At 60.9% G+C, this 24,445-nt stretch carries 19 protein-coding genes and 1 pseudogene; 14 read left to right on the top strand and 6 right to left on the bottom strand.

Annotation, left to right across the window (positions count from 1 at the left end; genetic code table 11):
* Window positions 1-120 precede the first annotated feature (120 nt).
* The 3 genes from HBN54_RS02270 to HBN54_RS02260 form a co-directional block, all read right to left on the bottom strand.
* Window positions 121-714, bottom strand: a complete 594-nt coding sequence (locus HBN54_RS02270; RefSeq protein WP_168671509.1) for a hypothetical protein — start codon at window positions 712-714, stop codon at window positions 121-123.
* A 21-nt stretch (window positions 715-735) separates the two neighbouring features.
* On the bottom strand, window positions 736-1,773 hold the full coding sequence (gene selD / locus HBN54_RS02265) for a selenide, water dikinase SelD (RefSeq protein ID WP_168671508.1): 1,038 nt from the start codon (window positions 1,771-1,773) through the stop codon (window positions 736-738).
* 86 nt (window positions 1,774-1,859) lie between these two features.
* Complete coding sequence (locus HBN54_RS02260; protein ID WP_382212794.1) at window positions 1,860-2,408, bottom strand: DUF2911 domain-containing protein; 549 nt, start codon at window positions 2,406-2,408, stop codon at window positions 1,860-1,862.
* 287 nt (window positions 2,409-2,695) lie between these two features.
* On the opposite strand from HBN54_RS02260, the gene HBN54_RS02255 reads away from it, so the two are divergent.
* The 3 genes and pseudogenes from HBN54_RS02255 (at window position 2,696) to infB (ending at window position 8,041) form a co-directional block, all read left to right on the top strand.
* Window positions 2,696-3,181, top strand: a complete 486-nt coding sequence (locus tag HBN54_RS02255; protein ID WP_235955345.1) for an LSm family protein — start codon at window positions 2,696-2,698, stop codon at window positions 3,179-3,181.
* A 152-nt stretch (window positions 3,182-3,333) separates the two neighbouring features.
* A pseudogene (nusA, locus tag HBN54_RS02250) lies at window positions 3,334-4,566 on the top strand (transcription termination factor NusA); the annotation flags it as partial.
* A 403-nt stretch (window positions 4,567-4,969) separates the two neighbouring features.
* Window positions 4,970-8,041: a translation initiation factor IF-2 gene (infB, locus tag HBN54_RS02245; protein ID WP_449272107.1), complete on the top strand. Its 3,072-nt coding sequence runs from the start codon at window positions 4,970-4,972 to the stop codon at window positions 8,039-8,041.
* Between the two features lie 256 nt (window positions 8,042-8,297).
* Here infB and HBN54_RS02240 read toward each other — a convergent pair whose 3' ends face one another.
* Together HBN54_RS02240 and mscL are read right to left on the bottom strand one after the other, a co-directional pair.
* A complete protein-coding gene (locus HBN54_RS02240) occupies window positions 8,298-8,747 on the bottom strand; it encodes a hypothetical protein (RefSeq protein WP_168671506.1) in 450 nt (149 codons plus the stop codon).
* A gap of 239 nt (window positions 8,748-8,986) precedes the next feature.
* Window positions 8,987-9,370 carry a large conductance mechanosensitive channel protein MscL gene (mscL, locus tag HBN54_RS02235; protein ID WP_168671505.1) on the bottom strand — a complete coding sequence of 128 codons (384 nt, stop codon included), beginning with the start codon at window positions 9,368-9,370 and terminating at the stop codon, window positions 8,987-8,989.
* A 244-nt stretch (window positions 9,371-9,614) separates the two neighbouring features.
* Here mscL and HBN54_RS02230 point away from each other — a divergent pair, with 244 nt between their 5' ends.
* The 7 genes from HBN54_RS02230 (at window position 9,615) to HBN54_RS02200 (ending at window position 18,132) form a co-directional block, all read left to right on the top strand.
* Entirely contained in the window at window positions 9,615-10,406 is a 792-nt protein-coding gene (locus tag HBN54_RS02230) for an enoyl-CoA hydratase/isomerase family protein (RefSeq protein WP_168671504.1), read from the top strand.
* 122 nt (window positions 10,407-10,528) lie between these two features.
* On the top strand, window positions 10,529-12,049 hold the full coding sequence (locus HBN54_RS02225; protein WP_168671503.1) for a lipopolysaccharide biosynthesis protein: 1,521 nt from the start codon (window positions 10,529-10,531) through the stop codon (window positions 12,047-12,049).
* A gap of 48 nt (window positions 12,050-12,097) precedes the next feature.
* Entirely contained in the window at window positions 12,098-12,532 is a 435-nt protein-coding gene (dut, locus tag HBN54_RS02220) for a dUTP diphosphatase (RefSeq protein WP_168671502.1), read from the top strand.
* Window positions 12,533-12,668: 136 nt separating this feature from the next.
* On the top strand, window positions 12,669-13,679 hold the full coding sequence (locus tag HBN54_RS02215) for a sugar phosphate nucleotidyltransferase (RefSeq protein ID WP_168671501.1): 1,011 nt from the start codon (window positions 12,669-12,671) through the stop codon (window positions 13,677-13,679).
* A 166-nt stretch (window positions 13,680-13,845) separates the two neighbouring features.
* Window positions 13,846-15,666: a tetratricopeptide repeat protein gene (locus HBN54_RS02210; RefSeq protein WP_168671500.1), complete on the top strand. Its 1,821-nt coding sequence runs from the start codon at window positions 13,846-13,848 to the stop codon at window positions 15,664-15,666.
* A complete protein-coding gene (locus tag HBN54_RS02205) occupies window positions 15,659-16,447 on the top strand; it encodes a DUF4292 domain-containing protein (RefSeq protein ID WP_168671499.1) in 789 nt (262 codons plus the stop codon). The genes HBN54_RS02210 and HBN54_RS02205 overlap by 8 nt, the downstream gene beginning before the upstream one ends.
* Window positions 16,448-16,617: 170 nt before the next feature.
* The gene (locus HBN54_RS02200) at window positions 16,618-18,132 is read left to right on the top strand and encodes a murein hydrolase activator EnvC family protein (RefSeq protein WP_168671498.1); all 1,515 of its coding nucleotides are present in this window, start codon (window positions 16,618-16,620) and stop codon (window positions 18,130-18,132) included.
* 271 nt (window positions 18,133-18,403) lie between these two features.
* On the opposite strand, the gene HBN54_RS02195 is transcribed toward HBN54_RS02200, so the two are convergent.
* Window positions 18,404-19,348, bottom strand: a complete 945-nt coding sequence (locus tag HBN54_RS02195) for a GAF domain-containing protein (RefSeq protein ID WP_168671497.1) — start codon at window positions 19,346-19,348, stop codon at window positions 18,404-18,406.
* A gap of 270 nt (window positions 19,349-19,618) precedes the next feature.
* On the opposite strand from HBN54_RS02195, the gene HBN54_RS23920 reads away from it, so the two are divergent.
* The 4 genes from HBN54_RS23920 (at window position 19,619) to HBN54_RS02170 (ending at window position 24,400) form a co-directional block, all read left to right on the top strand.
* Window positions 19,619-20,047, top strand: coding sequence for a Sec-independent protein translocase subunit TatA/TatB (locus HBN54_RS23920; protein ID WP_210427904.1), 429 nt, complete (start codon window positions 19,619-19,621; stop codon window positions 20,045-20,047).
* Window positions 20,048-20,096: 49 nt separating this feature from the next.
* On the top strand, window positions 20,097-20,567 hold the full coding sequence (tatA, locus tag HBN54_RS23915; protein ID WP_168671496.1) for a twin-arginine translocase TatA/TatE family subunit: 471 nt from the start codon (window positions 20,097-20,099) through the stop codon (window positions 20,565-20,567).
* 34 nt (window positions 20,568-20,601) lie between these two features.
* Entirely contained in the window at window positions 20,602-22,032 is a 1,431-nt protein-coding gene (gatA, locus tag HBN54_RS02175) for an Asp-tRNA(Asn)/Glu-tRNA(Gln) amidotransferase subunit GatA (RefSeq protein WP_168671495.1), read from the top strand.
* A 319-nt stretch (window positions 22,033-22,351) separates the two neighbouring features.
* Window positions 22,352-24,400 carry a lytic transglycosylase domain-containing protein gene (locus tag HBN54_RS02170; protein ID WP_168671494.1) on the top strand — a complete coding sequence of 683 codons (2,049 nt, stop codon included), beginning with the start codon at window positions 22,352-22,354 and terminating at the stop codon, window positions 24,398-24,400.
* The last annotated feature ends 45 nt before the right edge of the window (window positions 24,401-24,445 follow it).

Below are 24,445 nucleotides of genomic sequence, written 5' to 3'. Positions count from 1 at the left end.
CCACGTTTGCACTGTCTTGACCACTGCTAACCGCTCTTCGTTGAAGAGGGCCGTCATCTCTTCTCAGAAATGCGCAGAATGACAGTTGCCCCCACCAATCCACCAATCCACCAACCCGCCTCACACCCAGCACCAGGTGCTGATGCGCCGGTCCGTGGGCAGGCTGCGCAGAAAAACCGCCAGCGGCTCCAGCTCCGTGAGCAGCGAAGTGAGGGTAATGCTGCGGCCATCGTGCAGGTGCAGCGTCAGGTAGTCATACTTTGCCCAGAAGGTGCGGCGGGCTCTGCACGTCACGCGCTCCACGCGGGCAAGGTCGCGCCGCTCGAAGGGCAGCCGCTGGCCCGCCGCATACACTTCAAACCGATTATTAACGGGCTGAAAAACCAGCACCGTGTCGTGGTTCAGCACCCAGTAGCGCAGGTGCAGCAGCAGCGCCGGCCCACTCAGCACCAGCGTGAAGGCCATAAAGCCCAGCGTCAGGGCCCACTCGAACCCGCTCACCGGCGTGCTGCCCATGGCCACGGCCGGCAGCACGCTCAAGCCCGCGCCCAACGCCAGCAGCGGCCAGAACAGCAGCCGCATCTGCCGCGCCGCCGTGGTCTGGTACACCTGGGTGTGCTTCGCGAACAGGCCCGTCACCCAGCGCGCCGCCCCCAGCACCACAAACAGCACGATGGCCGCTTCGAGCAGCGGGCGGAAGAAAGTCGATTTCATGCCGAAAAAAACTGCCCGGCGCTACGCCTGCACCTGCACCCAGGCCTCGCCGTCGGTGTGCGTGCGCAGGTGGCCGAAGCTTTCCAGCGCCAGCCCAAACCGGGCAAATACTTCTTCCACGGCCGCCCGCCCGGCTGGGTCCACGCACACCAGCAGCCCACCCGATGTCTGCGGGTCGCACAGCCACGCCCGCTGCTCATCCGTCACCGGCCCTATCTTGTGGCCGTAGCTGGCCCAGTTGCGGCCCGTGCCGCCGGGTACGCTGCCCTGCTTCAGGTAGTCTTCGGCTGCCGCGATGCGCGGTACTTTATTAAAGTTGATTTCTGCCGTCAGGTGGCTGCCTTCGCACACTTCGGCCAGGTGGCCTAACAGGCCAAAGCCCGTCACATCCGTTAGGGCCGTCACGGCGGACAGCTTGCTCAGGTCCGCGCCAATCTTGTTCAGCTGCATCATCTGAGCCGGCGCAATATCGGCGTCCTCATCCCGCAAAATACCTTTTTTCTGAGCCGTCGTCATGATGCCCACGCCCAACGGCTTGGTCAGAAATAATTCCGAGCCAGCCGTAGCCGTATCATTCTGCTTCAGGTCTTTAATATCGACCATGCCCGTCACAGCCAGCCCGAAAATGGGCTCCGGCGAGTCGATGCTGTGCCCACCCGCCAGCGGAATGCCCGCCTCGGCACAGATGCTACGCGCCCCTTCCAGCACGCGGCGCGCTACCTCGGGCGGCAGCTTATCCACGGGCCAGCCCAGCACGGCAATGGCCAGCAGCGGCCGGCCACCCATGGCGTACACGTCCGAAATAGCGTTGGCCGACGCAATGCGCCCGAAATCATAGGCATCATCCACGATGGGCATAAAGAAATCGGTAGTCGAAATCACCGCCTGGCCGCCGCCAATGTCGTACACGGCCGCGTCGTCGCGGCTGGCGTTGCCCACCAGCAGGTTGGGGTGCTGGGGCTGGGCAATGCTGGTGTGCAGCATCTGGTCGAGCACGGCCGGCGCGATTTTGCAGCCGCAGCCCGCGCCGTGGCTGTATTGAGTGAGCTTGTATTCCATGGGTTGCTAAAGTCGAGCGAAAGCACAAAAGTAAGCGGGCAGCCCACCGTGGGCCGCCCGCTTACTTTCCATTCAGCTAATAGCGGCTATTTGATGGCCACGGGCAATTCTACGTTCTCCCAGCGCAGCACCAGGGCCTTGGGCGTCACCTCATAGGCCAGCCGCTCGGTGAGGGCCGTTTTGCGGGGCGTCACCATCACGCGTAGCGCATCCTGCTTCTCATCGTACTTATATGCACCCCACTGATTGGGTGTTTTATTGAAAATTACCGTCCAACTCTTTTCTGTCGGAATCACGAAGAAGCCATACTTGCCGGCGGGCAGCGCTTTGCCTTCCACCGTCACGGCTTTGCTGAATTCCACCGTAGTCGCCTCGTTGGCCCCGGCGCGCCATACTTTGCCAAACGGCTCAAGCCCGCCAAAAATCTTGCGGCCTTTCACGCCCGGGCTGCTGTAGTTTACCGTCACATCGGCCGCGCCAATTTTGCCGGTTGCGGTGGCGGCCGGGCTGGGCTTTGTCGCGTCCTTAGCGGGAGCCGGCATGGTGGCGGGCATCGTTTGGGCGTGGGCGGCGGCACCGGCCAGCACCAGCGTCAGGCCGAAAGCAGCGGTGCGAAGAATCGGGAAAGCTTTCATGAAAAAAAGAGTTGAAAATGAGGGTGAACGAGGCCATGAAGGTTGGCCACCGACTCGCAAACTCCGTATCAGCCGCCGAGGTTTACCAGCGCCACCGATTGCCGGTCTGGCGTTGCCGCAATCATTTCCTTGCGCCCGGCACTTTGGCTGTTTGCCCCGCGGGAGCAGGGGAGGGGCCGCCGCACGGCTCCATCTTGCTTTCGGTAGCCAATTGTCGTACCTTTGCCCCGAAGTTGGTATTCAATCTGATAAAGAGGGGACGCGCAGTCCCCTCTTTTTTTGCCCGCTTGTTTCAAAAAATTATGCACTTCGACCGCAACCTGCTGCTGGAAATGCTCCACGACGCCATCGGCGAAGAGGAGTTGTTCATCGTGAGCCTCACCTTGTCCGATTCGGTGCTGCCCAAGGTCACCGTCACCCTCGACGGCCCCAACGGCCTCGCCATTCAGGCCTGCGCTACCATTAGCCGCCGTCTGGCCCGTCGCATCGACGAGCACTACGGCGAAGAATCTGCCTATTCCCTGGAAGTCACCAGCCCCGGTGCCGACCAGCCCCTCACCGACCCGCGCCAGTACCCGCGCCACATCGGCCGCTCGCTGGCCCTCAAGCTGGCCGACGGTACCGAGAAAACAGGCACCCTCACCGCCGCCACCGCCGAGGGTGTGGAAATCGAAGAAGTCATCAAACAGAAAACCAAGAAAACAACCTTGCCCGCCGCCTTTTTTCCTTTCGGGGACATTCAGGAGGCCAAGGTTGTCATTTCCTTCAAGTAATAATCACTGATTTTTCGGATTTTAGCGAATTTCACGGATTTTGTAGACACCGCCCCCAGCGCGCTATACATGTCCTAAAGCAGAGCTCCTCTGCAACGAAATCGACTACAAAATCCGTGAAATCCGTGAAAAATCCGTGAAATCAGTGATTTATGAACAGCCACGAACTCATTGAATCCTTCGGCGAATTTGCCCGGAGCAAGAACATTGACCGGCCCACGATGATGAGCATCCTGGACGACGTGTTTCGCACCATGATTCGGAAGAAATACGACCAGGACGAAAACTTCGACGTTATCATCAACCCCGACAACGGTGACCTCGAAATCTGGCGCAACCGCGAAATTGTGGACGATAACTCGGAGGATATCTGGGACCACGATAAAATTCCGCTGGCCGAGGCGCAGAAAATCGAGCCCGACTTCGAAGTAGGCGAGTCCGTGGCCGAAGGCGTGAAGCTGGAGGATTTCGGCCGCCGCGCCGTGCTCATGGCCCGCCAAACGCTGATTCAGCGCGTGAAAGACCTCGAGCGCGACAACCTGTACCAGAAGTACAAGGACCAGGTAGGCGAAATCGTGACCGGCGAAGTGTACCAGGTGTGGAGCCGCGAGGCCCTCATCATGGACAAGGACGATAACGAGCTGGTGATGCCGAAAGGCGAGCAAATCCCCAAGGACCGTTTCCGCAAAGGCGACACCGTGCGGGCCGTAGTGCACCGCGTGGAAGTGATTAACGGCACGCCGAAAATCATCCTTTCCCGCGCTGCCCCCGCTTTCCTTGAGCGCTTGTTCGAGTTGGAAGTGCCCGAGATTTACGATGGCCTCATCGTTATTAAGAACGTGGTGCGCGAGCCCGGCGAGCGCGCCAAAGTGGCCGTAGAAAGCTACGACGAGCGCATCGACCCCGTGGGTGCCTGCGTGGGCATGAAGGGCAGCCGCATCCACCCGGTGGTGCGCGAGCTGGAGAATGAGAACATCGATATTATCAATTATACTGATAACTTAGAACTTTATATTGCGCGGGCACTATCGCCGGCCAAAGTAGGTTCTATGAAGATAAACCAGGAGAACGGCCGGGTTTCCGTATTCATGAAGCCCGACCAGGTGAGCCTGGCCATTGGCCGTGGCGGTGCCAACATTAAGTTGGCCAGCCGGTTGGTGGGCATGGAAATCGACGTGTTCCGCGAAGCCATCGACTACGAGGAAGACATTTCGCTGGACGAGTTCCAGGACGAAATCGAGCCTTGGGTACTGGCCGAGCTGAAAAAAATTGGTTTGGATACCGGCCGTGCCGTACTGGCGGTGAAGAAAGACGACATCGTGCGCCGCACGGAGTTGGAGGAAGAAATGGTGGACGATGTGTACCGCATTATCCGTCAGGAGTTTGCCGACGACGAAGACCTCGACGAGAACTCGCTGGAATCGGCCAAAAACCGCGTTGCCACCGGCAAAACGGCTGAAGTGGCTGAGGAAGAAGCTGCGGTCACGCACGCTTCGGAAACCGACACAACCCCCGAGCATACCCCTCTGGAGACTGAAATGACCAACGAAAACCAACCAACGACTGAGGAAGCGGGCGCGAGCTCTCCCGCCGAGCCAGCCCAATGACGGCCGCGCGGCCGGTACGGCAAGGGTAACAAATCGAGCCAGTAGGCACGGTTTGCACCCTGCTGGCAAGATTTAATGTAATACCTTTGCACCTAGAAGCGTATCGTTACGCGAGAAAAGATAAATGGCGGAAGCAACCCCGAAACGGCTACAACAGGCAGCCAAAGACCTGAATATTGGAATGGACAGGGTGGTAGAAGCCCTGGCCAAGAAAGGTATACAAGTAGAGAACAAGCCGACTACGAAACTCACCGGTGAGCAAGTGGCCTCGCTGGAGAAGGAATTCGCGGCCTCTGCCCACGACCGTCAAGAAGCCCAGAAAGTCATTCAGGCTAAGCGCCAGAGCGACCTCGACGCCGCGCCTAAGCCCGCCGCGCCGGCCCCCCGGCCTGCGCCCGTGGCTGTGCACGCCCCGGCTCCTAAGCCCGCCGCGCCCGTGGCAGCTCCGGTAGCTGCCGCTCCGGCGGTGGCTCCGGTTGCCCCCGCGCCAGCACCGGCTCCGGCCGCGCCTGCTGCTCCGGTAGTGGCCGCGCCAGCCCCTGCTCCCAGCATACCCGGCCTTAAAGTGCTGGGTAAAATTGAGCTGGACAGCAAAGGCCGTGTGGTTCCGCCCCGGGCCGCTGCCCCGGCTCCCGTGGCTGCCGCCCCGGCTGCTGCGGCACCCGCACCCGCTCCCGTAGCTCCGAAAGTGGAGGCTCCGGCTGCTCCCGCACCGAAAGCAGAAGCTCCGGCTGCCCCGGCACCAGTTGCCACTCCGGCACCCGTGGCCCAGCCCGTAGCCAAAGCTGAGCCGGTGGCTCCGGCCCCGGTTGCCGCTGCGCCGGCCGCGCCCGTTGCGCCGGCAGTTGCCGCTACTCCGGTTGCTGCTCCGGCCGCTGCTGCGCCAGCCGCTCCGGCCGCCGTAGCACCCGCTGCTGTAGCTCCGGCTGCACCAGCCGAGCCCGCTGCTGCGCCCGAAGACACCAGCACCATCGTAGCGAAGTCGGACACGCTGAAAGGCCTGACCGTTCTCGGTAAAATCGACCTGTCGTCTATCAACAATGACCGGCGTGGTCCGGGTGGCCGTGGTCCCCGTCCCATTGCTTCGTCGGATGTGAGCAAGCGCGGCCTGCCCGCTGGCCCCGGCCAGAAGAAGCGTACCCGCCTGCCCGGCCCTCCCGGCAGCACCACCAGCCCGCCCAGCCCCGGCTATCAGGGCAACCGCCCTGCAGGTGGTGGCACGGGTGGTGGCTATCAGGGCAACCGGCCCAACAATGGCCCCGGCGGCCAGCGTCCCGGTGGTCCCCAGCGTCCCGGCCAGAACACGGCTCCCAAGCCGAATGCCCCCGCACTTACCCCTGAGCAGGCTGAAAAGCAGATTCAGGAGCAGATTAAAGCCACGCTGGCTAAGCTCGGTGGCAACAAGGGCGGCAACAATCAGAACCGCGCCAAGTACCGCCGCGACAAGCGCAGCATGCTGGCGGAGGACCGCGAGGCCCTGCGCGCACAGAACGAGCTCGACGCCAAAACCCTCAAGCTCACCGAATTCATCTCGGCCAACGACCTGGCCTCGCTGATGGACGTGAACGTGAACGAGGTAATCAAGGTGTGTCTGGGCATGGGCATGTTCGTGTCCATCAACCAGCGCCTCGATGCCGAAGCCATTACCGTGATTGCCGATGAATTTGGCTTTGACGTGGAGTTCCTGTCGGCTGAGGAAGAGGAAATTGACGTGGACGCCGGCGATGCCGAAGAAGACCTCAAGCCCCGCGCCCCCATCGTGACCATCATGGGCCACGTCGACCACGGCAAAACGTCGCTGCTTGACTACATCCGCGATGCGAGTGTGGCCAAAGGCGAAGCTGGTGGTATTACGCAGCACATTGGTGCCTACGAAGTGCGCACCAAAACGGGCCAAGCCATTACTTTCCTTGACACGCCTGGTCACGAAGCCTTTACGGCCATGCGTGCCCGTGGTGCCAAGGTGACGGATATTGCCATCATCGTGGTAGCCGCCGACGACTCGGTGATGCCGCAGACGAAGGAAGCCATCAACCACGCGCAGGCTGCCGGGGTGCCGATTATCATCGCCCTCAACAAGATTGACAAGCAGTCGGCCAACCCCGAGAAAATCCGTGAGGAGCTTTCCCAGATTAACATTCTGGTGGAAGAGTGGGGTGGCAAATACCAGAGCCAGGAGGTTTCGGCCAAATCGGGCATTGGTATTGAGGAACTTCTGGAGAAGGTGCTGCTGGAGGCCGAATTGCTCGACCTGAAAGCAAATCCTGACCGTGGTGCCATTGGTACCGTGATTGAAGCCTCGCTGGACAAAGGCCGTGGCTACGTAACCACCGTACTGGTGCAAACCGGTACGCTGAACGTGGGCGACATCATTCTTGCCGGTCCGCACTTTGGCCGCGTGAAGGCCATGACCGACCATCGTGGCAAGAAAATGAAGACCGCGCCGCCCGCTACGCCGGTGCAGGTGCTCGGTCTGACCGGGGCCCCGCAGGCCGGCGACCGTATCCAGGTAATGGAAACGGAGCGCGAAGCCCGCGAAATGGCTACTCAGCGCCTCCAGTTGGCCCGCGAGCAAACCATCCGGACCAAGAAGCACATCACGCTGGACGAAATTGGTCGCCGTTTGGCTATCGGTTCGTTCAAGGAACTCAACATCCTGGTGAAGGGCGACGTGGACGGCTCGGTGGAAGCCCTTTCCGACTCGCTGCTGAAACTGAGCACGCCGGAAGTGAAGGTGAACATCCTCTCGAAAGGGGTGGGCGCCATCTCGGAAAGCGACGTGCTGCTGGCTTCGGCTTCCGATGCTATCATTATCGGCTTCCAGGTGCGGCCCTCGCAAAGTGCCCGCAAGCTGGCTGAGAACGAGCAGATTGACATCCGCCTGTACTCCATCATTTACAACGCCATCAATGAGGTGAAGGATGCCATGGAAGGCATGCTGGCCCCAACGGTGCAGGAAGTGGTGACGGCTAACGCCGAAGTACGTATGGTGTTCAACATCACCAAAGTAGGCACCATTGCCGGCTGTATGATGACGGAAGGCACCCTGACCCGCAAAACCAAGGTGCGCGTGGTTCGCAACGGCATCGTGATGTACACCGGCGATATCCAGGACCTCAAGCGTTTCAAAGACGATGTGAGCGAGGTACGCCAAGGCTACGAATGTGGTATCTCCATCAAAGGCTTCAACGAGCTTATTGAAGGTGACAACATCGAAGGCTTCGAAGAAAAGGAAATCAAGCGCACACTCTAGACCACGGATTAGCGCGGATTTTAACGGATTTGGCTACGCCGACCTTCGGTTCACGGATTTTGTGGACGACGTAGAAAAGCAAAAAGGCTTGCCATACGGCAAGCCTTTTTGCTTTTCTACATTCAATAAGTCCTCGCTTAAAACCAAAAAAGGCTGCCCTATAGGGCAGCCTTTTTGATGTTTACAATCGTCCACAAAATCCGTGAACCGAAGGTCGGCGTAGCCAAATCCGTTAAAATCCGCGCTAATCCGTGGTCTAGAAGAATAGGAACTTGTGCTTACGGGTGTGCTTGTGTACCAATGGCTTGCCAGCCGGATTGGAACTGCCGGCGGTGTGGCCCATGCCGCGCTTGCTGACGTAGCCGGGCTTGCCGGGCTGGGTCTTGAACTTGCGAACCATGAAGCCGTTGCCGCTGCGGTTGGAGTCGAACTGGCGCTCGGGGCCGCGGGCACCGAAACTGGTGTTGCCGGTGCGGGCTTCGAGGAGCTCGAGCTGCTGGTCGCGCTTCACTTCGTCGGGCGACATAGCGGCGCGGCGCTGGTTGCGGGCCAGCTCCTGGGCATTGTTGGCCGTAGTGACGCGGGCACCCTCTTCGCTGGATGCTTTGCCGGGCATGGGGAAAGCGGGGCCGGTCTGGGCGTGAGCTACCGAGGAAGCTCCAAAACTCAGGCCGCCGAGAAGTGCGGCAACAAACAATACTTTCATGGGGCGCGATGGGGGTGAGGGGAGCAGGATAGCGGCCTAACGATTGAGAGAATGGGGTGGTTCAATACGGCTACCTAAAAGGACGGGCCGGGGCGTTAGGTAGCCCCTAAGTTCGCAACTTATTTTGAATCGACCAATTAACTGCCTTGAATAAAACGAATGGTTGAAGCAAAAAATCGAAAACCGTGGCCTGCCACTCGGCAAACCACGGTTTTTTCTGGTTGAACGGAATGGGCAACTTAGGCGCGGCCAGCGCGCAGCGAGTCGCGGATTTCCATGAGCAGCTGCTGGTCGGTGGTGGGCGGCGGTGGGGACGCGGGCGCGGCTACTACCTCAAGCGGCTTCTTCTTGATGCTGTTGGCACCCTTCACAATGAAGAAGATGATAACTGCCAGGATGAGGAAGCCCACAACCGCATTGAGGAACAAGCCAATTTTGACGGGGCCGAGATGAATCGCCGAAAAATCGGGCTGGCCACCAATCAAGCCCACAATCGGCATGATGACATCGTCGGTGAGCGAGGACACGATTTTGCCAAACGCGCCGCCGATGATAACACCGACCGCCAGGTCGAGCACATTGCCTTTGGAGATAAATTCTTTGAATTCGGAAACAAAGCCCATAGTAGTTAAGGGGTTAGAGGTGAAAAAGGGAGAGGTTTAGCGCTAAACTAGGTATTTAAATTCAAATACTTACTTCTGGTTACTGTTGCAAAGGTGAGCTATTCGGGAAAGGGTTGGGGCTGGTTTTGGTTGAAATGGATGCGTCAGGCGTTGAGCCGGGTAATTATCCCGACCGGCATGGGGCGGTGCGTGTCCTATCTTTGGCGCTGCCAACCGCATTTCGGGGCCTATTCATTTCGTTGCTATGTCTGCTTCTTTCGAAAACCTGCTCTACGACCTGGATGCTGCCAGCGGCATCCTCACTATCACCATCAACCGGCCCACCAAGCTCAACGCGCTGAACGCGGCCACCATCGCCGATATCGATGCGGCCGTGCAGCAGGCGCTGGCTGAGCCACAGGTGCGCGGCATTATCCTGACGGGCAGCGGCGAGAAGGCGTTTGTGGCCGGGGCTGATATTGCGGAGCTGGCGGCCCTCACGCCCGACCGGGCCGGCCGGGCTTCATTGGCGGGGCAGGAGGCGTTTGCCCGCATCGAAGCCAGCCCGAAGCCCGTGGTGGCGGCCGTGAACGGCTTTGCACTGGGCGGCGGCTGCGAGCTGGCCATGGCCTGCCACATGCGCGTGGCGTCGGAAAATGCCCGGTTTGGGCAGCCTGAAGTGAACCTGGGCTTACCTCCCGGCTATGGCGGCACCCAGCGCCTGCCCCAGCTCATCGGCAAAGGCAAGGCCATTGAGCTGCTGCTGACGGCCGACATGGTGAAGGCCGACGAGGCCCTGCGCCTGGGCCTGGTAAACCACGTAGTGCCCCAGGCCGAGCTGCTGCCCTTCTGCACGCAGCTGCTGACCAAAATTCTGGGCAAGGCCCCGCTGGCCGTGGGCCTGGTGCTGGACTGCGTGAACGCGCACTACGCCAAAGGTGCCGATGGCTACGAAACCGAAGCCCAGGCGTTTGAGCGGGCTTTTGAGAGCGAGGATTTTAAGGAAGGCACCACGGCCTTTGTGGAGAAGCGCCCGGCGGTGTTCACCGGTAAATAATGTTGAGGGTTGAGTTTTGAATGTTGAGTGAACGAAAAGCAGGGTTGGTACGACCTGTACTGTTGTTTATCGTTTCCGCTTTTCAATTCAACCCTCAACACTCAAAACTCAACATTTCTTAAATGAGTGTAGCCAAAAAATTAGCCTCCCAGACGGCCGTGTATGGTGTGAGCAGTATTGTGGGCCGGGTGCTCACATATTTGCTGGTGCCGATATACACGGGGGCGTTTGCGGCGGCCGAGTACGGAGTGGTGACGGGGCTGTATGCCTACGTGTCGTTTTTGAACGTGGTGTTTACCTACGGCATGGAAACCACGTTCTTCCGGTTCGCAAACCGGGCGGGGGCTGACCGGAAGGAGCTGTACGACCGGGTGCTGAGCCTGCTGTTTGTGAGCACGGCCGGCCTCACGGTGCTGCTGATGCTGCTGGCGCGCCCGCTGCTGAGCCTGCTCGAAATACCGCCCGGCCACGAGCAATACGCGGTGTGGGTGGCCTTGATTCTGGGGCTGGATGCGCTCACGGCCATCCCGTTTGCCCGGCTGCGGCTAGAGAACAAGGCGCGCAAGTTTGCTGGTATCAAGCTGGCGGGCATCATCGCCAACGTGGCGCTGAACCTGTTTTTTATCGTGCTGTGCCCGGCCGTGATGAGCGGCAAATGGCTGCCGGCCCTGCAGCCACTGGTGGCGCGGGTGTATGACCCGTCGGTGGGTGTGGGCTACGTGTTTCTGAGTAACCTGTTTGCCAGCGGCCTCACGCTACTGCTGCTGGGGCGCGAGCTGCTTGATTTCCGTTTCCGGCTGAATCTGTCGTTTCTGCAGCCGTTGCTGGGCTATGCTTTTCCGCTGATGCTGATGGGACTGGCCGGCATGGTAAACGAAACGCTCGACCGCATTCTGCTGCCCAAGTGGCTGCCGGTCAATTTTTATCCTGGCCAGAGCAGCCTCACAGCGGTGGGCATTTACGGGGCGTGCTACAAGCTGAGCATCTTCATGTCGCTGGTTATTCAAGCGTTCCGCTACGCGGCCGAGCCGTTCTTCTTTGCCCAGAGTACGGAGAAGAACTCGCCGGCTATGTTTGCCATGATACTGAAGTGGTTTACGCTGTGCTGCGCGGTGATTTTTGTGGGTATCAGCCTGAACGTGGAAGACTTCGGGCAGCTGTTTCTGCGGCGGCCGGAGTATTTGCAGGGTCTGGTGGTGGTGCCCATTCTACTGCTGGCCAACTTGTTTCTGGGCGTTTATTACAACCTGTCGGTGTGGTTTAAGCTCACCGATAAGACATATTACGGCACCTACATCGGGGCTGGTGGAGCCGTGCTCACCATTGCCCTCAACTTCCTGCTGATTCCGGTGCTGGGCTATCTGGGCTCGGCCATTGCCACGCTGGCCTGCTATTTTATGATGGCGATACTATGCTGGCGGCTGGGCGAGCGGCACTTTCCGGTGCCGTACCCGGCGCTGCGGCTGGGGCTGTGGCTGCTATTTGCCTCGGGGCTGGTAGCACTGGGCTGGTGGGTGCAGCCAGCGGGCTGGTGGCTGCGCCACGCCTGGCACGCGGGCCTGACGGTGGCCTTCCTGCTGGCGCTGTACGGGGTGGAGCGGCCCCGGCCGGCAATGCGTGTTGCCGAGGCACAGGGAGGTTAGGATAGTATAGGCCTGGGACTATCTTTGCCCGTTCCCTTAGCACTGCTCATGTACATTCCCGTTATCAATAACTCGGGCCACCCGCTGCCCGAATACCAAACGCCCCACGCTGCCGGCCTCGACCTGCGCGCTCATCTCACAGATGGCCCCGTCACGCTCGGGCCGCTGGAGCGCCAGCTTATTCCTACCGGCCTGAGCCTGGAGATTCCGGTGGGCTACGAAGCCCAGGTGCGCCCCCGTAGCGGACTGGCCGTGAAGCACGGCATCGGCATTGTAAACAGTCCGGGAACGATTGATGCCGACTACCGGGGCGAAATCCGAGTGCTGCTCGTGAATTTATCCAATGAGCCTTTCGTGGTGAATGACGGCGAACGCATTGCCCAGCTGATAGTTGCCAAACACGAAACCGTTGCCTGGCAGCCGGTTGAGGAACTGAGCGTAACCCAACGCGGCGCGGGCGGGTATGGAAGTACGGGCGTGTAGTGCGAAGTTGTGCTTCGCGGCTTCTTGCTTTTAAATTCGTCAGAACTGTTTGGACTTGCGCGTCAATGCGAAGCACCGCTTCGCACTACACTCGCTTTGCACCCATAACTATTAATCAACTCTCTTTAAAATCAATATGAAAATCATCGTCCCGATGGCCGGCATGGGCAAGCGCATGCGCCCCCACACCCTCACTGTTCCCAAGCCGCTCATTCCCATTGCGGGCAAGCCCATTGTGCAGCGCCTCGTGGAGGACATTGCCAAGGTGTGCGGCGAGCCGGTGGATGAGGTGGCGTTCATTATTGGCCGCTTTGGGGCTGAGGTGGAGAAAAGCCTGGTGAAAATTGCTGAGTCGGTGGGAGCCAAGGGGACCATTGTGTACCAGGATGAGCCGCTGGGCACGGCCCACGCCATTCTGTGCGCCAAAGACTCGCTGACCGGCCCGCTGGTGGTGGCTTTTGCCGATACGCTGTTTAAGGCCGATTTTACGCTGGATTCCAGTGTACCCGGTACCATCTGGGTGCAGCAGGTAGCCGACCCCAAGCCTTTTGGCGTGGTGAAACTGGATGCCCAGGGCCGCATCACCGATTTCGTGGAGAAGCCCCAGACGTTTGTGTCGGACCTAGCCATCATCGGCATCTACTACTTCCAGGACGGCGAGTACCTGCGTACCGAGCTGCAATACCTGCTCGACAACGACATCAAGGACAAGGGCGAGTACCAGCTCACCAATGCCCTGGAGAACATGAAGAACAAAGGCACCGTCTTCGTACCCGGCCGCGTGACCGAGTGGCTCGATTGCGGCAACAAGGACGCCACCGTATTCACCAACCAGCGCTATTTGGAGTATTTGAAGGAGCGAGGCGAGTCGCTGGTCCACGAGTCGGCCAAAATCACCAATTCGGTGCTGCTGGAGCCGGTGTACATCGGCGAGGGCGCCATCATTACCGATTCGGTGGTGGGGCCGCACGTTTCGCTGGGCGCGCACTCCAACGTGCGCGACTCGCGCCTGTCGAACTCCATCGTGCAGCAGTCGGCCTCTGTGCTGAACGCGGTTATCAGCAATTCGATGATTGGCAACTTTGCCACCGTGACCGGCACGCCCGACGACCTGAGCCTTGGCGATTATAACCAGCTGCGGGTGTGATAGCCAGCGGCGGGAAGTGAGAAGCGGGAAGTGGGGTGAAATTAATTGGCAGCTTATCCCGTTATCGGCGAAAGCGGCAATTACTACGCCTCGCTTCCTGCTTCCCGCTGCCATTACTATTCCCCGTAATTTCGTGGGCCGGACCTCAGGTCCGGCTTTCTTGTATATGCGTCAAGTTGTTCTGAGTCTGCTGTTTTGGGTAGGGCTGACGGCCCCGGGGTACGCGCAGGCCCCGTCGGGGACCCTTGAGCCGCCCGCCAAGCTGAGCCGCAAGGAGCAGCGGGTGCTGGAAAAAGAGCAGCGCGAGCTGGAAAAGAAAGTAGCCGAGCTACGGGCGAAGCGCGCCAACGCGCCCGCCCTGTCGGAGCGGGAAAAGGAGCAGAGCGAGGCGTTGTTTGTGGAGGGCGTGAAATACGTGCTGCTGGAAGACTACCCCAAAGGCCTCGAAAACCTGCTGAAAGCCCATGCGCTCAGTCCCGACAACGCGGCTGTTAATTACAAGATTGCCGAAGCCAGCCTGCTAAGCGGCAACCTGCGCGACGCCACCAACTACGCCGAAGCAGCCACCCGCCTCGACCCGAAAAACGCTTATTACTACTTGCTGCTGGCCCAGGCGCAGGCCAGCCAGAAGCAGTACGAGGCGGCCACCAAAACCTACGCCTCGCTCATCCGGCAGGTGCCTAACTCGGGCAGCTACCTGTTCAATCTGGCTGACCTGTACTTGGCCCAGAACCGCCTGCCCGAAGCCCTCACCACCCTGGACCAGGCCGAAAAGGAATTTGGCCAGGTTGATGAGATTTCCTTTAAGAAGCAGCAGATTTACCTCAAGCAAAACAAGCTGGACCTGGCCCTGGGCGAGGGTGAAAAGCTCATCAAGGCCAACCCCACCGAGCCCCGCTACGTGCTGGCCCAGGCCGAGATGTACGCCAGCAACAACCGCCTGCCCGATGCCGTGCGCGTGGCCCAGCAGGCCCTGCGCCTCGACCCCGACAACCCCCAGGCCCACCTGATACTGTCGGAAGTATACCGCCAGCAGAAGCAGGACGCTGAGGCCGACCAGCAGCTGCGCCAGGCCTTCGCCAGCCCCGCGCTGGATATTGATGCCCGGGTGCGGATTCTGGTGGGCTACATCAAGCAGCTGCCGAGCCCCAAGGAGCCGCTGAACCAGTTGGTGCGCGACCTGGCCGCGGCCACCGTCAAAGTTTATCCGAAGGATGCGAAATCCTACGCCGTAGCCGGCGATGTGCAGACCCTGACCGACCATAAGAAAGAAGCCCGCGATACCTACCTGCAAGCCCTACGCTACGACAACTCCAAGTTTCAGGTGTGGCAGCAGGTGGTGCTTATCGATGCCGAGCTGACCCAGACCGATTCGCTGCTCGCGCATTCGGGCCGGGCGCTGGAGCTGTTTCCCAACCAGGCGTCGCTGTGGTTCTACAACGGCGTGGCCCACCTGCTGAAAAAGCAGCCCCAGAAAGGCGTGAAAGCCCTGGAGCACGGCCGCCGGCTGGTGGTGAACAACGCGCCGCTGCTGGGCCAGTTCGATGCCCAGCTCGGCGATGCCTACCACGAACTGCACGAATACGAAAAATCGGATGCGGCTTATGAATCGGCATTGGTGAGCGACCCCGACAATGTGCAGGTACTGAACAATTACAGCTACTTTCTGTCGTTACGGGGCGAAAAGCTGGACAAAGCCAAGCAGATGTCGGGCAAAGTCGTGAAGCAATTCCCGGACAACGACACGTATCTGGACACGTACGCCTGGGTGCTCTACAAGCAAAAGGATTATAGCGGGGCGAAAAATGCCCTGGAAAAGGCGCTGCAAACCACCAAGGACGGCTCCATTATCGAGCACTACGGCGACGTGTTATTCCAGCTCGGTGACAAGGATAAAGCTGTGGTTGAATGGCAGCGGGCTCACAAAATCGGAGGAACTTCCGACCTGCTGGAGCGAAAATTGAAAGACCATAAATTGTATGAATAAAGTCACGCTACTGCTGGCCCTGGGGCTGCTGGGCAGCTGCGCCCGCAAGGCCGTGCCCACCACTGCCTCGGCGGCCGGGCCGGGCACCTCCACCCCCATAATGGAGCCCACCCTGCCTTCGGTACAGGCCATCAATACCACCTTCATCTTCCTCAATGCCAAGGGAAAGGCCCAGATTAACATGAAGGGCAATAAGCAGGGGGCTAACCTGGCGCTGCGCATGCGCCGCGACAGCATCATCTGGGTGTCGGCGGGCCTGGCGGGTATTGAGGGCGTGCGCGCCGTGCTCACCCACGACTCGGTGCGGGTGATGAACCGGCTGGACAAAACCTACTTCTCGGGCGGCTACGACTACCTGAGCAAGCTGCTGAACGTGCCCGTGAGCTTTGCCCAGATGCAGGCCCTGCTACTCGGCGACTACCTGCCCGCCCCCACCGGCACCAAGCCCACCGTGGCCACCGAAGAGGCTGGTCGCCAGCGTGTGAGCTACCCCTTGGCCGATGTGCTGGTGGAGCGTCTGCTGCAAACTGCCACCGGCCGCGTGCAGCAGTTGAAGATGAGCGACGAAGCCACTAAGCGCAACCTCACCGTCGATTATGCCGATTTCCAGCCGCTGGATGAGCCGCTGGGCCTGCCGTTCGCATACTCCACTGTTATTCAGGCACAGCAACCGTCGGCGGGCGTGGTCACGGCCGCCATCAACTACAACAAAGTGAATACCGGCCGGGAGCGGCTGAGCTTCCCTTTTGCCGTGCCCAAGAGTTTCCGGCGCATCAGGTAGCCGGTCTGGAAGTGGGGGTGAGTGGTTGTTGGTTGTGATTAACAATCAACAACCACTCACCCGATTACCTTTGCCCTGCCATATAAGTGGTGGGTTTTGAATGGCACACGTTGAATAAGCAGGTAGTACAGGCTGAGAAGGCACTTATTTCAGAGGTGAAAGCTGGCGCGATGGCTATTCGCGGCCGGTGGTGGCTATTCGCCCTACTGGGGCTGCTGCTGACCGGGCCCGTAGGCGCGCAGCAACGCAAGCCCAGGCAAGCTGCAAAGCCGACGCGGCAGCCCGCCAAGGCCACCCGTAGTACCAAGCAGCCCGCCCGCACAAAGGCCACTGCCCGCCCCCGGCCGGCCCGTGCCAAAAGCAAAGAGCAGCTGGAGCGCGAGCGCCAGACCAACCTCCGCCAGATTCAGAAGACCAGCCAGGCCCTGAACCAGACCCAGGAAAAGAAAAAGGTGAGCCTGGGCCAGCTCCACGTCATCACCGAGAAGCTGACGGTGAAAAAGCAGGTTATTCAGGGGATTTCGACGCAGCTACAAGGCATCGAAACCAACGTGCACCAGACGGCTAAGCAGGTTATTCAAACCCAGCAAACGCTGGCCCAGCTCAAGGCCGAATATTCACGGCTGCTTTACACGGCTTCAAAAACGGCTAATGGCTTCAATCGGCTCATGTTTTTGTTTGCTTCGGAGTCGTTCAACCAGTTTGCGCTGCGGCTGCGCTACATCCGGCAGTACACCGAGGAGCGGCAGCGGCAGGCGGCCCGCATCATGGGCACGCAGTACCGGCTGCACCAGGAGCTTTCGGGCCTGACGAAGCAGCAGCAGCGTAAAAGCAGCTTGCTGAACAGCCAGCTGAGCGAGAATAAGAACCTGCTCAGCCTCAAGTCGAAAGAAGATGATATGGTCCAGCAGCTCAGCCAGCAGGAGCAGGGCCTGCGCCAGGAGCTGGAAGAGCGCCGCCAGTCCGTGAACCGCCTCGATAACCTGATTGCCGAGCGGGTGCGCGAAGAAATAGCCCGCGCCGCCCGGGCCGCTCGCCTGGCGGCCCGCCGCGAAGCCGCCCTGGCCGCCGCCCGCGATGCCCGCCGCGCTGCCGCCGCCCGCAATAGCGCCGGCGTCGCCCGCACCCGCCGCGACCCGGAAACCGCCAGCAACTCCGACGCCGATAATGCCACGGCCGCTCCCGAAAGCGACGCGCCCGAAACGGCCGCCGAAGCCGCGGCCGACCGCCGTGCCGTCCGCATTGCCCTCACGCCCGAAGCGGCCGGGCTGTCGTCGTCCTTCGCCGGCAACCGGGGGCGGCTGCCCTGGCCCGTGAGCCGGGGCTTTATCAGCCAGCGCTTTGGCCGGCACCCGCACCCGGTGCTGAAAAATGTGACCGTGGAAAACCGGGGCGTCGATATTCAGACCGGGGCCGACGAGGCCGTGCGGTCGTGCTTCGATGGCAAGGTGCTCACCATTGCCAACATCGCGGGCATGAACACCATTGTCATGATTCAGCACGGCGACTTCTTCACGGTGTATGCCAAGCTGCGCTCCGTGAGCGTGCACGAGGGCCAGCGCGTGAGTGCCAAGGAAGTCATCGGTACCGTGGCCACCGATGCCGAGGGCACGTCGGAAGTGCAGTTTCAGGTGTGGCACAACTCGTCCAACCTGAACCCCGAAACCTGGCTGGGCCACCGGTAACCGGGGCACCTGAGTAGTCCTAAGCAATAGCGGCTTTCGCAACCAAATCGGCTGGAAATAAAAAAACCCGCTCCAAAGGTGCGGGTCTTTCTGAGCTATGAAAACAAACTTAGCTGTCAGCCGCAGGGGCTACTAGCCTGCTGCAACCGATAACCATATCAAAGATGGTGGGCTGAGCGGCCTGTTGCCCGGGCAACTCGGTGAAGGGACCCATTGACGCGGCGAACGTCGGCTTTGTCGGGTCTGGAGCAATTGCAGCTGCTGGCCGGGCCTAAACCAGCGTGAGCCGATTGAGCAGTCCGGCTTTGTAGGAACTGCCAATGGGTACGCGCATGGGCGTGCGGATGGAGCCGTTGGCCGAGCTGTCGTCGAGTAGCGCCGCATCGGCCTCGATGGCTACAATGCGGTCGAGCCGCACAATGTATTTGCGGTGAATGCGGGCGAAATCGCGGCCGGGCAGCTTGGCTTCGAAATCCTTCATGGTGCCGTACACCGTGAGCCGCTCGCGGGTGGTGTGCAGGTTTACGTAGTCGCCGAGGGCCTCCACGTACTGCAGCTCGGCGGTGGTCACGCGCACCAGGCGCTGGTCCTGCTTTACAAAGATTTCGGCGCGGCCGCTGCTAAACAGCGAATCGCCGGTGCTGTTGGCCATGCGCAGCACGCCGTCCAGCTTCTGGCGCTCATCGTCGAGCTGGGCGCGCACGCGGCGCAGCTCCAGGTGGGCCATTACCTGGCGGGCCAGCACGCGCAGGGCCTCGCGCTGGTCGGAGGTGAGCTGCCGGGGGACGGTATCGAGGGCGCATAGCGTGCCCAGGGGCTGGCCATCGGGCGAGAGCAGGGGCGCACCGGCGTAGAAGCGGATGTTGGGATTGCCGGTCACCAGCGGGTTTTCGGCAAACCGGGGGTCGAGGGCCGCATCGGCTACTTCGTACACATCGGGGGCCCGCATGGCGTACTGGCAAAAGGCATGCTCGCGGGGCGTCTGCTGCATGTCGAGACCCACACGGGCTTTAAACCATTGCCGCTCGGTATCAATCAAAGAAACCAGCGACATGGGCGTGCCGCAGATAAATGCCGATAGCTGCGCCAAATCATTAAAAACCTGCTCCGGGTCAGTATCGAGAATGTTATAGCTATGCAGCGTTTCCAGACGCTCGGGCTCGTTGACCTGCCGCAACGGAACAGCAGCAAAATTCGTGGTCTTGGATGATTTCACAACGGTTTGGGTTAAGAGAGCACAACCTAACTCATTCGGAATGAGAAAGACTGGTTTATGGAATAACAAAGCTAGTTGGTGATAACAAGTTAGGTGCTGTGATGTCGGTCAACCGTAATTACAGCCCGTTCAACCCCGGCAAATCCTCCGCCGAAGGTGTCCTTCATCATCTAAACAGCTCTATTGGGTATCTTTGATACTCCAAAAGGCGTTCGGCTGCGTATATCTTCTTTTCTCACCCTTTACTGGGCCCAAGTGCCCCCCTTTTCTATGCTTCATTCCTTGTTTTTGATTGGTAGCTTCGGGACCACCGAAATGCTCCTTATTCTATTCGTTGTTATCCTGTTATTTGGTGCTAAACGTATTCCGGAGCTGTTCAAAGGCATGGGCCAGGGCGTGCGCGAGTTCAAGGACGCCAGCACCAAGCCCGAAGACCAGCAGCCGCAGTACCGCGACCAGCCGGCCCCTCCCTACCAGCAGCAGTACCCCCAACAGGGCCCTCCCGCTCAGGGTTATCCGCAGCAGGGCTATCCGCAGCAGGGTTATCCCCAGCAGGCCCCTCCCGCTCAGGGCTATCCTCAGCAAGGCTACCCCCAGCAGCCGCAGCACAACACGTATGCGCAGCCGGGCCAGCCGGGCTACCAGCAGCCCGCCCCGCCGGCCTACAACCCCAACGACCCCAACCAGCAGCTCGGCTAAGCCACTGCTCGTTTCGATATTTATTCAGTTTAACACGTAGTTAAAAATCATGCAAACCCCCCTCATTCTATTTCTGGGCGATATCGGCGGCTCGGAGCTGATGCTGATAATGGTTGTTATCCTCATTTTCTTTGGGGCCAATAAGATTCCGGAGCTGGCTCGGGGCCTGGGCAAAGGCATCCGCGAATTCAAGGACGCCAGCACGGAAATCCGCCGCGAGTTTGAGCAGGCCGGCCAGCCCGGGCAGCCCAACTACAACCAGCAGCCCAACCCTAACTATCCCCCCCAGCAGCAGTATCCCACGCCGCTGCCCCAGGCTCCGGCCCCAGTGGCGGAAGCCGGCTCCGGTTTCGACCCCTGGGCTACGCCTGCTGTGGCAGCCGTTACCACCGCTCACCCCGAGCCCACCAGCTACCCCACGGCCGATGCGCCCTACGTAGCCCCCGCGCTGCCGCCCAACATGGCCCCCGAAGGCACCCAGCCCCGGCAGCCCTACATCCCCGCCAACCCCGACGCTTAATTCCTGAATCGGTCACCCAAAATCTGCAAATAGTTTGAAGCGTTTTCAGTCTTTATCCGAAGTTCGTAGCGAGCTGACGGCGGGCACCATGTCCTGCCGCCAGCTCGTTGAGTATTACCTGGGCAACATCGAGCGCCAGAACCCCACCCTCAACGCCTTCCTGGAAGTGTGGCCCGACGAGGCCCGCGCCCAGGCCGACGCCGTGGATGCCAAGCTAGCTGCTGGCACGGCCGGCCCGCTGGCTGGTATGGTTCTCGGCATCAAGGATGTGCTGGCCTACGCCGGGCACTCGCTGCAAAGCAGCAGCCTGATGCTGGACGGCTTCAAGTCGCTCTTTACCGGCACGGCCGTGCAGCGCTTGCTCGATGCCGATGCCATCATCATCGGCCGCCAGAACTGCGACGAGTTTGCCATGGGCGGCTCGAACGAAACCTCCTATTTCGGCCCGGCCCGCAATGCCGTGGACCCCAGCCGGGTACCGGGTGGCTCGTCGGGCGGCTCGGCCGTGGCGGTGCAGGCCGATATGTGCCTGGCCTCGATTGGCTCCGATACGGGCGGCTCGGTGCGCCAGCCGGCCGCGTTCTGCGGTGTGGTGGGTTTTAAGCCCACTTATTCGCGCATTTCGCGCTACGGATTGGTGGCCTTTGCGTCGTCGTTCGACCAGATTGGGCCCATCACCCGCTCCGTGGCCGATGCCGCGCTCCTGACCGAAGTAATGGCCGGAGCCGATGGTATGGATAGCACCGCCAGCCAGCGCGAGGTGCCCGCCTACAGCCAGCAGCTCACGCCCGCCGCGCACTACCGCATTGGCTACATTGCCGATGCCGTGAACAGCCCGGGCCTGAACCCCGAAATAAAGGCAGCGATGGAAGCCCAGCTCGACTTGCTGCGCGGCCAGGGCCACGTGGTAGAGGCGGTGGATTTTCCCTACCTCGATTTCATGATTCCGACCTATTACATCCTCACCACCGCCGAAGCCAGCTCCAACCTGGGCCGCTTCGATGGCGTGAAGTACGGCTACCGCGCCCCGGATGCCACGGACCTGGAATCGCTCTACAAAAAGAGCCGCGCCCAGGGCTTTGGGGCCGAAGTGCAGCGCCGCATCCTGCTCGGCACCTTCGTGCTCAGCGCTAACTACTACGACGCTTATTACACAAAGGCCCAGCGTGTTCGCCGTCTAATTAAGGACAAAACCGACGAGCTGCTGCGCCAGTACGATTTCCTGGTGCTGCCCACCACGCCCACCACGGCCTTCAAAATAGGGGAGAAGCTGGACCCGGTTTCGATGTATCTGGCCGACATTTTCACGGTGCAGGCTTCGTTGGCCGGCGTGCCCGCCATTTCGGTGCCGGTAGGGGAGGACGCCGCCGGCCTGCCCATTGGCCTGCAGGTAATGGCCGGCTCTTTCCGCGAGGCCGAATTGCTGGCTTTTGCTGGTGCCCTCACCGAGGAAGTAGTGGCTTAACGCTTGCTATTCAGCAGTCAGTCGGCGTATTGCCCGCTGACCCCCACGAATGCCCCGGCCATCTGGCCGGGGCATTTTTGTTGAAAGGTCATCCTGGAAGGGCCTGGCTACGTATCAGAATTTTTTTGTTGGTATCTCTACAAGTTCTTTACCTATGGCCTATCTTAGTGCTATGAAGCAAGGGATTAAGCACGTAAAAACCTCCCGTTCCCGCCCCCTTTGGCTCGGACTGGCGCTGCCTTTTCTGTTGTTGCAGGGTACGGTTGCCAAAGCCCAACGGGGGACGCAGCGCGACTCGACGGGCCGGGTAATTTCCACAATGCCAGCCCTGTTGGGCGATACCGTGCGGGTGCGGCTGGAGCTACAGCCCGACTCGTTGGTGGCCGTGCCGGTACCGCCCGTCGACTCGGCCCGGCTGGAGTGGCTGCGCACCCCACCCACCATGCGCGACCTGGTGGGCGACCGCGTGGGCTGCATCGAAACCGATGCGCCGCACCAGTTCAACAACGCGGTGATGGCCTATGTCACCCTCTTCACATCTCGCAACCGCAGCTACATGCAGCGCGTGCTGGAACGCGAGAACCTCTACTTCCCACTTTTCGAGAAATACCTGGCGCAGTATAACCTGCCCCTCGACCTGAAATACCTGGCCGTGGTGGAATCAGCCTTGATTCCTACGGCCAAATCGCCAGTGGGCGCTACCGGCCTGTGGCAGTTTATGGGCCCCACGGCCGGCGACCTGCGCCTGAAGCGCGACGAATGGATTGACGAGCGCATGGCCCCCGAAAAGGCTACCGAAGCTGCCTGCAAGCACCTGCGCTACCTGTACGGCGTGTTTCACGACTGGGAGCTGGTGCTGGCAGCCTACAACTGGGGCGCGGGCAGTGTGCAGCGCGTGATGCGCCGCACCGGCAAAAAAACCTTCTGGGAGCTATACCCGAACATGCCGGCCGAAACGCGCAACTACGTGCCCACCTTCACGGCTATCATGTACAGCATGAAGTACGCCGAGGCCCACGGCCTGCACGCGCCCACGCTGCGCTACCAGTACGCCGAGCCGATGGACACGCTGAGCCTGCGCGGCCGCGCCTTCGACCTGCGCCGCCTGAGCCAGGCTTGCGGCTACGATGACTCGCTGTACCTCACGCGCTTCAACCCGGAGCTGCGGCGGGCGGCGCTGCCGGCCGGCTACCGGTCCTACGTGGTGCGGTTTCCGGCGGCGGCGGCCGTGCATTTTGGCGAAGCCGACCGCAATACGCTGCTCGACTACTGCCAGCCGGCCACCGAACTGCCCCGGCCGCTGGCTTTCCTGCCGCCCCGCCTCGAAGGCGTGGAGCCGTGGGGGAATCGCTCGCTGCTGGCTGCTACCACCGGCCCCCGGGCCGAAGACGTGGAAGCCGCACCCCGCTTCCGGCGGGTGCCGCACAAAGTACGGCGCGGCGAAACCCTGGCCAGCCTGGCCGAGCGGTTTGACGTGAGCCAGAGCCAGCTGCGCCGCTGGAACGAGCTGCCCAAAGGCCGGCCGCTGAAACCGGGCCGCGAACTAGTGGTATTCGTGCCGATTCCCGTTGCGGCCCCTGGCAAGCCTGCGGAAGCCATTGCGGCGGTGCCGGTGGCCACACCGGTTCCGGCTCTGCGCGTGCACCCAGCGGTATCGGACGAAGAAGTGACCGCCCGCCGTGAGCAAGCCGAGGGCAATGCCCGCGAAGTAGCGCGGCTGCAGGAGGTAATCCGGCAGGAAAAAATGCAGGAAGTACACCTAGCCGCCATCAGGCAGCGGCAGGCCGTGCAGCAGGCGGCTGCCGAGGCGCAGGCCCGGATTGCGACCCGCCGGCAGGCGCAGGCCGCCGGCCTGGCTGCCAGTGCCAAACGTGCCGAAGCCAAACCTGTGGTTCCCGTGGCCGAAACGGATACGGAAGCTCCGGTGCAGACTGCTTCGGCTGCTGCGCCCAAAGAAATCCGGGAAAACGCGGGTTCTTACACGGTGCGCAAGGGCGACAACCTCACCAAGCTGGCCCGCGAGCATAACCTGACCCTAGCGCAGCTAATGGCGTGGAATGAGTTGGAGAGCGAAACCGTAACACTTGGCCAGCGGCTGGTATTTCAGGCTCCGGCCGAGGATGCACCCACGCCGCGTAAGGCCGTAAAGAATGCCCCGGCCCCCGCGAAGAGTGCCGTAGCGGCCGCGCCGCGCCCAGCCGTTGAGAAGCGGCTGACGGCCTCCCAGGTGCATCTGGTGCAGCCGGGCGATACGCTGTTCAACATCTCGCGCCGCTTTGGGGTGAGCGTGCAGGTGTTGCGCGAGCTCAACCACCTGGCTTCCGATGAGGTGAAGCTGGGCCAGAAGCTGCTCGTGCCGCAGAGCTAAAGGGGCTGTGTAACAGTTGTTAAGAAAGTAAACCCGGCCTTGCCG

It is taken from the genome of Hymenobacter artigasi (assembly GCF_012275535.1).
Taxonomy (GTDB): domain Bacteria; phylum Bacteroidota; class Bacteroidia; order Cytophagales; family Hymenobacteraceae; genus Hymenobacter; species Hymenobacter artigasi.
The sequence above is the reverse complement of the archived record's forward strand: the minus strand, read 5'-3'. Positions and strand labels throughout refer to the sequence as shown.